Annotated in this window: 13 protein-coding genes; 10 read left to right on the top strand and 3 right to left on the bottom strand. The window is 46.5% G+C overall.

The annotated features are described in order from the left end of the window. The first annotated feature begins 165 nt into the window (after positions 1-165). The 3 genes from greA (at position 166) to rlmN (ending at position 3,680) form a co-directional block, all read left to right on the top strand. Complete coding sequence (gene greA / locus G3352_RS08730) at positions 166-642, top strand: transcription elongation factor GreA (RefSeq protein WP_163755732.1); 477 nt, start codon at positions 166-168, stop codon at positions 640-642. A 411-nt stretch (positions 643-1,053) separates the two neighbouring features. Continuing rightward, positions 1,054-2,409, top strand: a complete 1,356-nt coding sequence (locus tag G3352_RS08725; RefSeq protein WP_163755730.1) for a sodium-dependent transporter — start codon at positions 1,054-1,056, stop codon at positions 2,407-2,409. Positions 2,410-2,585: 176 nt separating this feature from the next. Beyond that, positions 2,586-3,680, top strand: coding sequence for a dual-specificity RNA methyltransferase RlmN (rlmN, locus tag G3352_RS08720; protein WP_163755728.1), 1,095 nt, complete (start codon positions 2,586-2,588; stop codon positions 3,678-3,680). Between the two features lie 277 nt (positions 3,681-3,957). Here the strand turns inward: rlmN and G3352_RS08715 are convergent, their stop codons facing one another. After that, positions 3,958-4,398 carry a GNAT family N-acetyltransferase gene (locus G3352_RS08715; RefSeq protein ID WP_163755726.1) on the bottom strand — a complete coding sequence of 147 codons (441 nt, stop codon included), beginning with the start codon at positions 4,396-4,398 and terminating at the stop codon, positions 3,958-3,960. Positions 4,399-4,606: 208 nt separating this feature from the next. Here G3352_RS08715 and G3352_RS08710 point away from each other — a divergent pair, with 208 nt between their 5' ends. The 5 genes from G3352_RS08710 to G3352_RS08690 all read left to right on the top strand — a co-directional run bounded on the left by G3352_RS08710 (position 4,607) and on the right by G3352_RS08690 (position 9,528). Continuing rightward, the gene (locus tag G3352_RS08710; RefSeq protein ID WP_240343003.1) at positions 4,607-5,047 is read left to right on the top strand and encodes a MarR family winged helix-turn-helix transcriptional regulator; all 441 of its coding nucleotides are present in this window, start codon (positions 4,607-4,609) and stop codon (positions 5,045-5,047) included. A gap of 53 nt (positions 5,048-5,100) precedes the next feature. Continuing rightward, positions 5,101-6,204, top strand: a complete 1,104-nt coding sequence (locus G3352_RS08705) for a glycosyl hydrolase family 8 (protein WP_345940743.1) — start codon at positions 5,101-5,103, stop codon at positions 6,202-6,204. A gap of 105 nt (positions 6,205-6,309) precedes the next feature. Continuing rightward, a complete protein-coding gene (locus tag G3352_RS08700) occupies positions 6,310-7,185 on the top strand; it encodes a diguanylate cyclase domain-containing protein (protein WP_163755723.1) in 876 nt (291 codons plus the stop codon). A 162-nt stretch (positions 7,186-7,347) separates the two neighbouring features. Beyond that, a complete protein-coding gene (locus tag G3352_RS08695) occupies positions 7,348-8,643 on the top strand; it encodes a glycosyltransferase (protein ID WP_163755719.1) in 1,296 nt (431 codons plus the stop codon). A 156-nt stretch (positions 8,644-8,799) separates the two neighbouring features. Continuing rightward, positions 8,800-9,528: a class I SAM-dependent DNA methyltransferase gene (locus tag G3352_RS08690; RefSeq protein ID WP_163755718.1), complete on the top strand. Its 729-nt coding sequence runs from the start codon at positions 8,800-8,802 to the stop codon at positions 9,526-9,528. A 350-nt stretch (positions 9,529-9,878) separates the two neighbouring features. On the opposite strand, the gene G3352_RS08685 is transcribed toward G3352_RS08690, so the two are convergent. Both G3352_RS08685 and G3352_RS08680 read right to left on the bottom strand, forming a co-directional pair. Then, positions 9,879-10,658, bottom strand: coding sequence for an ABC transporter ATP-binding protein (locus G3352_RS08685; RefSeq protein ID WP_090902999.1), 780 nt, complete (start codon positions 10,656-10,658; stop codon positions 9,879-9,881). A gap of 85 nt (positions 10,659-10,743) precedes the next feature. Beyond that, positions 10,744-11,970, bottom strand: a complete 1,227-nt coding sequence (locus tag G3352_RS08680) for an MFS transporter (RefSeq protein ID WP_163755717.1) — start codon at positions 11,968-11,970, stop codon at positions 10,744-10,746. Between the two features lie 118 nt (positions 11,971-12,088). Between G3352_RS08680 and G3352_RS08675 the strand changes: the two genes are divergently transcribed. Together G3352_RS08675 and G3352_RS08670 are read left to right on the top strand one after the other, a co-directional pair. After that, positions 12,089-12,982: a helix-turn-helix domain-containing protein gene (locus G3352_RS08675; protein ID WP_163755716.1), complete on the top strand. Its 894-nt coding sequence runs from the start codon at positions 12,089-12,091 to the stop codon at positions 12,980-12,982. A gap of 75 nt (positions 12,983-13,057) precedes the next feature. After that, complete coding sequence (locus tag G3352_RS08670) at positions 13,058-14,140, top strand: pectinesterase family protein (RefSeq protein ID WP_163755715.1); 1,083 nt, start codon at positions 13,058-13,060, stop codon at positions 14,138-14,140. Positions 14,141-14,357: the final 217 nt, after the last annotated feature.

Raw genomic sequence — 14,357 nt, 5'->3', positions numbered from 1 at the left:
GAGATGATTCTAGGGTTGTTACCTATAATAGTAAGTAACAGTAAAGGTTACACATACACATCTTTCCATCAATGGGAGCGTTATTTCTTTTTCTTGGTATGTTAACCGTTTGGAGTGGATATAGGTTAGAATATAGATAGAAAGCAGGATTAGGAGATGGAAAAAATGGCTAATGATGAAGTGATTTTGACACAGGAAGGCTTGGAAAAGCTGGAGGACGAACTGAGGGATTTAAAGACGGTGAAGCGTAAGGAACTGGCGGCGCGTCTGAAACTCGCGATCAGTTACGGTGACCTGAAGGAAAATAGTGAGTATCATTCAGCCAAAGATGATCAGGCTTTTATGGAAACACGCATTTTGATTCTGGAGAAAATGCTGACCAAAGCAAGAGTCATCAATTCGGACAATATCGACTCGAACAAAGTAAGCATTGGCTCAACCATTCTGCTTAATGATATTGAATTCGCCGAGAAGATTGAATACATGCTGGTTGGTCCAGCCGAGGCGGATGTTGCTGATAACAAAATATCGTATGAGAGCCCGCTTGGTAAAGAACTGATGGGCAAAGAAGTAGGCAGTGTCATTCATGTAAATGCGCCTATGGGCATTATCAAATATGAGTTGCTTGAAATTAAAATTTAATCCAAATAGAGGTGTTTCGGTAACCATGTAAGTGGTGCTGGAACACCTCTTTTTTTTATTCTTGCAGGATCATATTCAGCTACGTTTCTTCCGTCCATTCAGAACTTCACGGGTCATGGCATATACAACCCAGAGCAGAATCACGATATGGATCCCAGCCATCTGTGGAATTACCGAACTACAGGGCAGGGTTGGCATGCTCCTTTTTATCACATACTGTATATTAGGAAATTCAGTGGACAACACGTCGCCTGCTGCTTCCTATGTTAAATGAAGAAGCAAAGGCCAACCTATTTATTGTACACATACCTGTAAATAAATAACATTTCGACAAATTTCGATTTTCGAATGACCTGACACGTGGAGTAGTATATAATTACGGGAAAACTTTAAAGTGATGGAGTAGATACGATGAATTTTAGTAAGCCTAATCTGGATCAAGATGGACCCAACAAAGGTGAACGCTTCTCGCAGGCCGGATTTATTCTGGCTGCCATTGGTAGTTCAGTGGGTCTCGGCAACATGTGGAAGTTTCCTTATATTACGGGAGAGAACGGGGGAGCGGCGTTTTTCCTGCTCTTTATCGTTTGTCTCCTGTTGATTGGTCTGCCCGTATTGCTGGCTGAACTTGCGATTGGTCGCAGCGGCAGAGGAAGCGCGGCTACGGCCTTTATTAAAGCAGGTGGGCAAAAAGGGTGGCTTGCGGCTGGATTGCTGCAAGTACTGACGCCATTTATCATTCTTTCCTTTTATGTGATCATTGCAGGCTGGACGCTGCAGTATGCAATCACGTCCTTTAGTGGCACATTGTATAACAATCCGGATTATGCCGGACAGTTCGGTGACTTTGTTGGCGGCTATATGCCGATTGTGTGGCAACTGGTTTCAGTTCTGATTACAGGTTGGATCGTAGCCAAAGGGGTATCGAACGGAATCGAGAAGTTTAACAAGGTACTGATTCCAGCGATGTTGGTTTTGCTCATTATCCTAATGATTCGTGCAGTGACTTTGCCAGGAGCTGGTGCGGGAATTTCCTTCTTCCTGAATCCGGACTTCTCGCAGCTTACGACCGAATCTGCGCTGGTAGCGCTTGGACATGCGTTCTTCTCCCTATCACTGGGTATGGGTATTCTTGTGACATACGGTTCGTATGTTGATAAAAATCAATCACTGGGTGCAGCAACCGTCGCTGTCGGTGCGGGTGACCTGCTCTATGCGTTCATTGCAGGTCTGATCATTTTCCCAACGACCTTCTCCTTCGGGATTGCACCGGATCAGGGTCCATCTCTGATCTTTGTAGCTCTGCCGGCAGCCTTCTCGGCCATGCCGCTGGGCTTCGTGTTTGGTGGGTTGTTCTTCGTGCTTTTGGCGATTGCTGCGTTAACATCGGCGGTATCCTTGCTGGAAGTTCCAGTGAAATATTTCATGGAGAGATTATCCTGGAGCCGGAGTCGCTCGGTATGGACCATCTCACTTGCCGTCTTCATCGTTGGGCTTCCTTCGGTATTGTCGCTCGGATTATTCCCTGAATGGACGATTGGATCGAAGAGTGTGTTCGACTGGATGGACTTTATGGCGTCCAACATTTTACTTCCGATTGGTGGATTGCTGGTTACTATTTTTGCCGGATACTTCTGGAAAAAGGCTGCCGAAGCATCCGGCCTGCGTGCAGGCTGGTTCCGGGTATGGCTGTTCATGCTGCGTTATGTAGCGCCAATCCTAGTGCTTCTGGTTCTGCTGCATACCTCCGGTATTATTCACTTCTAAACGGTTGGGAATTGAAGTGGAGAAGTAAGTTGCTGTGCAGATTTGCCATTGATAAAACCTCTTGGAAGAAATGCAAAAGCCCTTGTGTTCCCTCGTCAATTTTGGGACAATACAGAGTAGAGGTTTTTTCGACAGGCCGATAAGCCATATGCTTTTTGCGAAAAGAGGACAATAACATGATTAAATCATCCATATATGGATTAACATTAGAGCAACTACGTGACTGGCTACCGGAGCACGGACAGAAGAAATCCCGTGCTTCCCGCATCTGGGAATGGTTATATCAGGAACGAGTGCATGATTTTACAGAGATGACGGATGTGCGTCAGGAATGTCTGGATGTCATTTCAGAGCATTTCACGATGAACTCGCTGAGTGAACATGTGAAGCAGGAATCCGCTGACGGCACGGTGAAATTTCTGCTGCGTATGCAGGACGGAAATCTGATTGAAACAGTTTTAATGCGCCAAAAATATGGTCTCACTGTATGTGTAACTACTCAAGTGGGATGTAATATTGGTTGCAGCTTCTGCGCGAGCGGGCTGATCAAGAAGAGCCGCGATTTGTCTGGTGGTGAGATTGTAGAACAGATTATGCATGTACAACAATATCTTGATGCAGCTGGCCAAGGCGAGCGAGTAACTAACGTGGTCGTGATGGGAATTGGCGAGCCGTTTGACAATTTCCAGAACATGACTGACTTCATTGAAGTGATCAAGCATCGTAAAGGGCTGGCGCTTGCGGCCAAACGGATTACCGTATCCACGAGTGGGCTGCCTGACAAGATCAAGGAATTTGCAGACAGCAGTCTGCAGGTTAATCTGGCGATCTCCCTGCACGCACCGAACAACGAACTGCGGACACAGATCATGAAGATCAACCGGGCCTTCCCGATTGAACAATTGATGGACGCGGTGGATTATTACCTGGCTACGACGAACAAGCGTATTATGTTTGAGTATATTTTGCTTCGGGACGTCAACGATCAGCGGGAACATGCGGCCGAACTGGCTGAACTGTTGTCCAGCCGCAAGAGTATGGTCAGTATCAATCTGATTCCATACAATCCGGTGGATGAGCACAGTCAGTATCAGCGGAGTACGGAAGAGTCTATTCTGGGCTTCTATGATACATTGAAAAAGAATAACATTAACGCAACTGTACGCATGGAACATGGTACCGATATCGATGCGGCCTGCGGACAATTGCGCAGTAAACAGATGAAAAATAACGCCACTGAATCTCAGCCAGGTCGTCTGGCTTTGGGATAAGGATGTAAGCCAAGAAGTCAGGTTAACGCCTGGCTTCTTTGTCATGCTATATGCTAAGTAAATACTCTTTCAATGTGGCGCTAAATCTAACGAAATCATCGCACCTAATTGCGGCAAAATACGTGAATTAGAAATGCTAACGAACTTCAATCAAGTTATTTTCGTTACACTCACAAATAATTGAATCTCCATTAATAGCACTGGCTGGGTTCATTAGAAACCAAAAAGAGCATCCCAAAGTCTTGTTCTTGAACTTTGAGGATGCTCTTTTTGGTATTTATTTTAAGCTCTTGGTCATCAGCAGATGAGGAATGCCATCTTCCATGAATACGTCCGAAGCTGCCGTGTATCCGAGACGTTCGTAGAACCCAGAGGCTTGTACCTGTGCGTGCAGCTTGGCCTTCTCAAGTCCTTGAGCGAGTGCCATTTGCTCCAGCTTATCGATCAGCACACGACCAAGTCCATGTTTCCGATAATCGATCATGACACAGATCCGTTCCAATTTGGCAACATTTTCGACCACACGCAGCCTGGAAGAGGCAGCAGGAACGTCGTCTACGTAGAGCAGAATATGTTTTGCTTCCGTCTCCAGTGCATCATAAGCATCGAATTCGTCCTCAGCAGGCACCCCTTGCTCTTCAACAAAAATAGCGGTACGAATGGCGAAGCAGGCGTCGAGCAATTCCTGGTTATTAGCTTCAACAATAGTTGTATTCATGAATGTTTCTCCTTTAGTCAATAGTAATTCTATTATGGCATGGTAAACTGGTAGATAGCATGAACGTATACCTGTTCCATGTGTTATCATGGTTAAAAATTTAAACTGATTTAATTCAGTTATATCATCAATTATGTTGCGAATGCAACAATTTTATAGAGGAGTGAATCCATTGACTGAAAAAAAAGAAGTGTTGCGTGAAATCGGCATGATTGCCCGCTGTCTGGATTCGATCAGCAACGTTGAATTCCAACATCTAAACTTGTCTCGTGGACAGTATTTGTATCTTTATCGCATATGTGAGAATCCTGGTATTATCCCCAACCAGCTCGCTGAATTAATCAAAGTTGATCGGACCACTGCGGCTAGAGCCATTAGCAAATTGGAAGCGGACGGGTTTGTCGTCAAACAGTCGGCAATGGGTAATAAGAAGAATAAGCTGTTATATCCGACTGATGCTGGTCTTGAAGCTTGGGAATTTATTCGCAGAGAGGGTGTTCATTCAGACCAGGTAACGCTGGAGGGCTTAACAGAGGAAGAGATCGAGATTGCGGTTAAGCTTCTGCGCCGGATGCGCCACAACATTGAAGTCGATTGGAAATTCGTCAAAAAAGGCGGCCGCCGACCTTATATGGATCAATCTGAATGAGAAAAGAGTGATGCTCCAGAGCTGTAACAACACAGGAGGGAAATATGCAGGTCATGAACCGGAAAAGACTGGTGTGGTTGGTCATACTGGTAGTTGGTATCGCGGCAGCATGGATTATTTTTATGAAGGAGCGGTTTGTGATGAACGATCCATCCCCGACAGTCTCTTTTGTCCAGAATCATATGACCAACTCGAACGACACACTGGCCACCTATCTTAAGGATGCTCCGTCACAAGATCCAAATATGGTGGCAGGTCGAGAGGCATTGTCTGAGTCCATCGGACTGTGGATGCAATACGCCGTAACCAAGAACGATCAGGTTTTATTTGAGGAGAGTTATGATCTCTTAAAGACTTATTTCCTGATGCCTCAAAACTATATTGCCTGGAAGCTGGATACGGAAGGGAAGTCTCATGTGACCACCAATGCGCTTGGCGATGATTTTCGAATCGTTGGGGCAATATTGAAGGCGGCAGATCAATGGGAGCAGGGCCGGGAGGAGAAGCTGGCAACAGCCAATCATATTGTCCGTACACTTACGCAATCCGTTCAGACCAATGGGTATTATGTTGATTTTCACGATTTCGCCAATGGACATTCACCGGATATATTAAGTCTGGTTTATGTTGATCTACAGGCGCTGCAAGCGATGGAAGAGCATGAAATGCTGGAACCAGGAACCTATACCAAATACGAATCTCTGCTGAAAAGCATGCCGGATGACGGCGTATTTTACCCTAAAACCTTTAATGTCGTAACGAAAAAATATACATATGATGACACGGTCAACCTGATCGATCAACTGATTGTCGCAAACCATTCAACGGCAACCGATCGGAGACCGGACAAGCTAATTGCCTTTTTGAAAAAAGAGTTCGATACCCGCCACCAGTTGCCGGGCCAATATAAACGTACGGGGCGTACACCCGCCGTATCCTATGAATCTCCATCTGTTTATGGACTCGCCATACTGCTCGCTGTTCAATCAGGTGATCCAAAATGGGCCAAACAGCTGTATAACCATATGATCACCTTGCGCAGTCTGGATAACGCTTATCCAGGAGGGTACGTATTTGATGGCAATACACATATGTTTGATAACCTGTTCCCTTTGCTTGGTGAAACTGAATTACAAAAGTTCCTTAATAAGTATTAATCTTGTCATTTTATAGTTTTAATATTATGTTAGCATTGTCTAATCATGTCATAATTTATTTCATTCTAATGATCACTATTAAATTCTACTGGAGAGAAGGTACTTATGAGGAATAAAGCACCCATTCGTCGTATTGCATGGGGATATGCCAGTTTGATCGGATTAGCCGTGATTCAGCAACTCGTTGTCTATCTTAAAATTTATATGAATCAGAGTTATACCACACTGGATGTGGTGTTCAGTATCGCATCGCTCGGTGCGCTGGTTCTTGGTTTTGTGATACCTGTTGGAGTGTCTGTCGTCGCCGGATTTGTATATCTGGTCTCTTACTTTGTCTGGCTTGTTACCTATGCGGATGTGAATGTGCTTACGTTCTCATGGTGGTTATTGATCCCGGCAAATGTGGCTGTGGCTGCTTTTATTAAGACAAGTCTTGTGCGCAGTGCCCGTGTCATGGAACGTCTGCAGGAGCTGCAGGAACGTAATCCGCAGATTGACCCGGATACATCCTTGGGCAACAAGGAAGCGCTTGCCGATACGGTCATTAAACAAAGCAATCTTGCCAGACGTTATTCGGAGCAATATGGGTTCAGCATGGCCATGTTCAAGATTGAATTTTTGCCATTGGTACTGGAGTCACTTGGTTCCGTAAGATATGCACAGTTTCTGCTTGAGCTGTCCAATACGATCCAGAAGCAAATCCGGTATGAGGATTACAAGTTTTATGTGGATCGGGGACGGTTTGTGATCATTTGCCCGATGACCGATGTGGGGTACTTGCCAGTGCTTACAGGACGGATCAAAAAAGCGATGATGGATCTGCAGATGATTGATAAAAAAGGAAATGAACTACAGACGGTTATTCGATCCGGTGCATTGGTATTCCAGCAGGAACAGTTCGGCAAGTATGAGGATATTGATGCTGTTATTGCTGCGCTGGAACGGAACACGGAGACAGATCTCATTGGAGAGTATATCTAAAACTAGCGTGAAAGGAGAGATGCTCTGTGGACTACATGTCATGGTTCATCCCGATTTGTATCGCCGTCAGCTGTATGTTCGCGGTTTTTACAATTGTATTAACGATTGCCACTCTTCGCTTTCGATCCAAGGTGAATCGTAAGTACGATCGGAGGAAGGTAAGTGGCTGATTTTATATTACTACTATCCATATTTAGTATATGGATTGCCGTATTTGAATCTATAGTCATTATGGCTGGAGCTGTTCGTTTTATTCAAAAACAGGACAAAAAGGGGATTCAGATTCCTAAGAACATGGATCATTATCCAACCGTAACCGTCATGGTACCTGCACATAATGAAGGATTGGTTATTGTAGCTACCGTGGAGCATATCCTGCGTCTAAATTATCCTGAAGATAAGGTTCAGGTCATCGTTATTGCGGATAACTGCACGGACGATACAGCGGAGAAGCTGCGGACATTTCTCAGCCAAACCAGTTATGTACATCGGAATGTGACCGTTATGGAGCGAAAGGGTACTGGAGGCAAGTCTGGTGCATTAAATGACGGTCTGGAGATATCCACGGGTGAGTGGATTTGCATCTTTGATGCAGATGCTGCCCCTGAGCGAAATTCCCTGATGTTTCTGACACAGAAGTCGTTGGAGAACCCGGAGCAATACGGTGTCGTATTTGGCAGAAATAAAGCAAGGAACCGGGGGCAGAACTTCCTTTCCAAATGCATTAATCTGGAGATTATCACATCTCAACGAGTCTACCATACAGGGCTGTGGGAATTATTCCAGCTCGGTTCCATTCCGGGGACCAATTATATTATCAAAACGGAGCTGATTCGTGAGATTGGCGGCTGGGATGTTACGGCGATCACGGAAGATACGGCTTTATCCTTTGAGATTTTGAATCGAGGGCAATTCATTGCCCTTGCGCCCCAGGCAGAAGCCTATCAACAAGAGCCTGAAAAGGTCAGCGTGTATATGAAGCAGCGTGAACGATGGGCAAAAGGGAACTATCAGGTTGTTTTGGATAATATCCATAACCTGTTCAACCGGTCCAGCTGGCGTAATAAGTTGTTGGTTATCTATTATGCGGTCAGTTACTTTTGGTTTATGCTCGCCATCATTGTATCGGATATTATCTTTCTCGTTAATCTGGTCTATCAGATCATTGCGATGTTCAAACCGGGAGTGAGTTCACCGTTCCAATTTGCCGGAGATGCGTATGTCTTTCTTGTCATTGGATGGGCATTTATGTACTTTATATATGTATTGCAGATCAATCTTGCACTCGCGGCAGACATTGGACAGAGCAACACTCGTAATTTCATATACGCCTGTGTATCCTATTTTACGTATGCGCAGCTGTTTATTCTCATCTCGATCAAAGCCTTTTACTCTTTGGTAATGGACAAGATCAAGAAACGTGAGAGCAAATGGTACAAAACGCAGCGCTTTGGCTGAGCCATTATAACGATCATCTTCTAATGCGTAGGGCTGTTTGCTGGTTTATTTCCGGTGACAGCCTTTTTGCTGTAGAAACCTATGCCGATATTCTGTATAATCTTTCAGGCTGAATATTAGAGCTGAGCTTCATTACAGTAACGGAGGGGTTGCGCAATGAGCGAACGAGGATCGGATTTTTACGAAGATGCGGCCAATTTCGAGAAGTATATGGAACGCCGACAGTGGCAGGAGAATGCCAATGATACGTTGGAGAAGCCTGTAATGCTGGAGCTGATTGGAGACGTTGGGAGCAAGAGCATATTGGAGCTCGGTTGTGGGGATGCAAGGTTCGGAGCAGAACTGTTGGGTCCCGACCACCGTGCTGGCAGTTACACAGGAGTTGAAGGTTCAGTGAATATGATTCAGGCTGCCTATGAATCGATAAAGGGTCAGAACGCCCAGATTGAGCAAGCGTTTATGGAAGATTGGAGCTATCCTGCGGATACATATGATCTGGTCATATCCAGACTGGCGATTCATTATATTGAGGATGTGGACCGCCTATTTCGCAAGGTATACCACACGTTAAAAGAGAACGGCACATTCGTATTTTCGGTAGAACATCCTGTGATCACGTCGACGTTGCAGCCTTCGGGGGTCCGAACCAACTGGGTCGTCGATCAGTATTTTGTGGAGGGATTTCGGGAGCAGCAATGGCTTGGAGGTACAGTGAAAAAAATGCATCGCTCTATCGAATCCTACTATATGGCATTACAGCAGGCAGGATTTCAAGTACAGCATCTGCGGGAATCGGCGCCTCAGCGTCAGCATTTTGTGAACGAGGAGACGTACCTGCGCAGACAGCGGATTCCGTTGTTTTTATTCCTCTCTGCCCGAAAATAGTACACAGAACACTGTGGATAATTCATAATATAGCCAAAACAGCCAAAAACCTGTCCACATGTGGATAAGATTTTGGGCTGTTTCGACTGTTCTGACTGTGAATAGATAAATTGAACTAAAGAATATTTACACTTGCCACTCCGATGACAGAACAACCTTCCGATCGCTGTTATCCCCAGATTTTTTGAATCCCTTATTTAAAGGGGAAAATCCGGGGATAAAGGCGAGGTGTATGCTTCCGATGCAGCTTTCTTTCAGAAAGCTTTTAGCTCCGCTTCTTCAGGTTATTTCTGTCCTCTCCGTTATCGTGTAAATGTTTAGTTCAATTCAATTTATATAGATATAAAAAATTATTTATCCGATGCTCTGACATAGACACGTTCTCCATGTCGATCCACATCCACAGGTGATTCAAAAAAGTTACTCAGTACGTCTCTGTTCATCAACTCGCTGGTTAATCCGCTATTTACGATCTCGCCTCGCCGGAGCAGCAGGCTGTGACTGAACACGGGCAATATTTCCTCCGTATGATGAGTCACGTAGATGAGCGAAGGGGTATCCGGCTTCTGCGTTAGCTCACTGATACTTTCAAGCAGCCGCTCTCTAGAAAACAGATCGAGACCATTGCAGGGCTCGTCCAGAATGAGTACACGCGGGTTAGCCATCAGGGCTCGGGCGATGAGCAGCTTCTGCTTCTCCCCCTGGGAGCAGGTACGGTATTCGCGATCCCACAGATGCTGACAGCCGAGCGTATGCATCAATTCTCGTGCCTGATCTAGATCCTCGTCTGACAGTTTATCGTACAGTCCGATCGTGGCGTGTTTACCGCTGATCACGACATACTGGGTGCGGTCGGTGCCATACAATTTCTCCTGAAGGGAGGAGCTGACCCAGCCAATCGATTTCCGCAGCTCACGCAAATCCACATCCCCGTAACGGTGTCCGAGCACGGATATCGTACCTTCTGTGGGCCAGAGATATCCGGTGATCATGTTCAGGAGTGTGGTTTTACCGGAACCATTCAGGCCAAGTAATGCCCAATGTTCGCCTTCGTTTACACGCCAGCTGACATCGTTCAGGAGGGTGATCGGTCCCCTTTTCCAAGTAACATGCTGTACATCAATGATCATGGGTTATTCCTTCCTTCTGTTTAGCCTCTGTCTCGATTATCCTGACCTTATTGTAGTCACAAAACGACTGACGTTTCAATGCATATTAGGCGTTTCTTGGCCGATCCCGGCGCAGGAATACAGCACATACCCCGAGCAGTGGCAAAAAAGAACATAGCTTGATGACGAATGAAATGCTGGTCACATCAATCAGGGAACCGAGCACAACCGAGCCGAGTCCCGCCATACCGAACGACAGGCCGAAGAACAATCCCGATACCGTCCCAATATGATGCGGCAGCAATTCCTGTGCGTAGACAATGATGACACTGAAGCCGGACATCAGAATCAGACCGATGATGCCGCATAATACCATGGATAGAGCAGGTCCTGCATAAGGCAGCAGCAGTGAAAATGGTGCAGTACCCGCGATGGAGAACCAGATCATCGGTTTACGTCCATAACGGTCAGCCAGTGGGCCGCCGAGCAAGGTTCCAACCATACCCGCAAATTGCAGAACGAACAGGCAGATCTGGGCCTGCGAAAGAGGCAGGTTATACGCATCCGCGTAATAAAAGGCATAGTACCCGGTCATACCGGCAATATATACGAATTTGGAAAATAGCAGCAGGATGAGGATCCCCATTGTAAAAGCGATAAATCCCCGACTTATAGGCTGGGCAGCAGGCTGCACGATGCCATATGCCTTTACAGACTGTTGCTGACGGTTGCGATTATCCGCCAATTTGTCTCTATACCAACGGCTAACGGAAGACTGAATAACGATCCCAATTAGGGCAAAAGCCATTAGCCACAGAAAACTAAGCTGTCCATGCGGGAGCAGGATAAAGGCAACCAGCAATGGGGCGAGAGCCTGACCTGTGTTGCCACCTACCTGGAAGATGGACTGTGCCATTCCACGTCCGCGACCTGCTGCCAGATGGGCGACGCGTGAGGATTCAGGATGCAGGATGGATGAGCCTATACCAATTAATGCTGCGGAGACAAGCAGCATCCATAGCTCGGAAGACAAGGCAAAGCCGAGAACACCGATGAGGGAGAACAACATGCCGCCAGGCAGAAGGATCGGCATGGGCTTGCGATCAGACATATAACCGACCAGCGGCTGTAGAACCGATGCGGTAATATTCAATGTGAAGGCAATCCAGCCCATCTGGGCAAAACTGAGCTGCATGGTTTGCTGGAACAGCGGAAAAGCAGACGGGACAACAGTCTGCATCGCATCATTCAGCAGATGGGCGAAGCTGACTCCGGCAAGCGCCCAATTGGCGGAGTGATTGATTTGCATTTTGCTTACAGCGGCTTGTACCACGGGAGATCACCTCGAATTATTTTTTTACCATGATAAAAGATACGGACAGATATTGTCTTTGTGAAAAGTGCTTGGAAAGTGAGCACGATTTGCTATAATGTCAGCAGGTGAGGAAACGATGGAATTAAATATGATGCTGAATGGATTGGAATTGTGGAAGGCTTCTGGCGGATTCACCAATGAACCTCATGTGCATGATGACTGGTATCAGGTTACGTTGCCTGTAAGGGGACAATGCCATCTGGTGCAGGAACAGCATGCTTATCCACTAAAAGCAGGACTGGGAATTATTGCGCATCCCCGGATGGAGCACTTTTTTGAGATTGGTTCGGATTCCGCAGTTATCGTTATCAAGTTTCGTAATCCGCCAGCTGGCGGATTCGAGGATTCAGGGAGGCAAGGGGAGCAGACCGAATTTCGGACTACACAAACCTTCGATCCTGCTGAAATTAGCAGACTATTTCGAGGCTGGAACGCCATTTTGCTGGACGATGCGCCTGAACCATTGAAGATACAGGAAACGGAGCTTGCAGTAGAGACCTATCTTGGACGGATGCTGACTGGTGAACCGAATGGGAATAACCTGACGCTGGCAACCGCAGGAATAGATATGGTGGGGAGTGTGGGGTCTGGTCTGGTTTGCGGGCAGTTTCAGAATCTGCTTCAGCGAACTAATAACAAAGATGGCGCGTTCATTGATCCCCATCTGCGGCGGGTGCTGGAGTATATACACAGTGACTATACAAGTCCAATGGACATTGAATCCATGGCGGCGGTTGCGCACCAGAGCAGATATCACTTTATGCGTTCTTTCAAGGCACTGACAGGTTCAACGCCGTATCAGTACGTGCTGAATTTGCGTGTGGAGGAAGCCACCCGACGACTGCGCCATACAACAGATTCAGTAACCACCATCAGCTTTGGGTTGGGGTTCTCCAATGTCAGTCAGTTCTACAGGGCGTTTCAGCGCGTGACGGGTGTAACACCGATGGAGTATCGAAACCAGATGTAGAATCCGAATAGGTTGAAACCAAGGGTACACATATAAAAAATAGAACAATCCTGCGCTGGAAATGGAGCGATTGCCATGAACAAACCTCTGTCACACGGATCAGATCTGGATCTGTTCAGGAATGGTTACCTGGTTGCTGCGGATGGAAGCGGAGATTTTCCCTCTATTCAGGCTGCCATTGATGCGATTCCGGCCGACTGTACTGAAAAGTATACGATTCGCATAAAGCCAGGCACCTATGTTGAAAAACTGCACATCGAGAAGACGATGGTTCACCTCGTCGGTGCTGGAGCCGATCAGACCATCATCACGTATGATGATTATGCGCTCAAGAAGTTCCCGAACGGGGAGTTGTATCACACCTTTCATTCTTACACAGCCTTTATTGGTGCTGATGATTTCACCGCTGAAGGACTTTCCTTCATTAATTCGGCTGGACCTGGTCGTGAGGTGGGACAGGCGTTGGCTGTATACGTGGATGGGGATCGGGCAGCCTTCCGGCATTGCCGATTTATAGGTCACCAGGACACGATCTTTACCGGACCATTGCCCGAGCAGCCGATGGACCGGAGTTTCTTCGGGGGGCCGCGTGACGGGGCGGAGCGGCGGAAGCTGCGCCAATATTATGAGGACTGTTACATTGAGGGCGATGTAGATTTTATTTTTGGCTCGGCTACGGCAGTGTTCCAGGGCTGTGAAATCTTTGCGAAGAATCGCTTGAGCGATGTTGCTGCTGCAGAGGGAGAAGTGAATGGTTGGATAACGGCTGCTTCCACACCAGAGGATGCACGATATGGCTATGTGTTTATCGATTGTGACCTGACCAGCAATGCCCCTCCTCAGTCCGTATATCTGGGCAGACCGTGGCGTAATCATGCCAAAGTCTGCTTCCTGAACTGCTGGATGGGGGCACATGTGAAGCAGGAGGGCTGGCATAATTGGAACAAGACCGATGCGGAAGCAACGGTTGCGTACGTCGAATATCATAGTGCCGGACCTGGGGCAGGAAGTGTGATGGGGAGAGTTCCATGGGCGAAAATACTCAGTGACCGGGAAGCGGCCGAATACGCTTTGCCTGTTATTTTATCCGGTGAGGATGGATGGCAACCTTTCGAAGGTATGCTGTCATTTGAACTAGCCTCCTCGAAGTTGAAATAAGCTTGGTAATACATCCGTTTATTTATAAAAAAAATAAAAAAGGCCGTCTATCAAGTCTCTTAATGACTTGGTAGACGGCCTTTTTGTGCGGTATATTACATTTTTCGCCCCCCATAGAAATAATTTATCCCTTATCTCAAATGCATTTTACTGATTAAATACAGGGTGAGGATCTGTAAATTCCCTGTAAAATTTGGATGATGTCTGCAAAAAAAGA

This window comes from Paenibacillus sp. ALJ109b (genome assembly GCF_010747435.1).
In the GTDB taxonomy this organism is placed as follows: Bacteria; Bacillota; Bacilli; order Paenibacillales; family Paenibacillaceae; genus Paenibacillus; species Paenibacillus taichungensis.
This window is presented reverse-complemented; position numbering and strand designations above follow the sequence as displayed.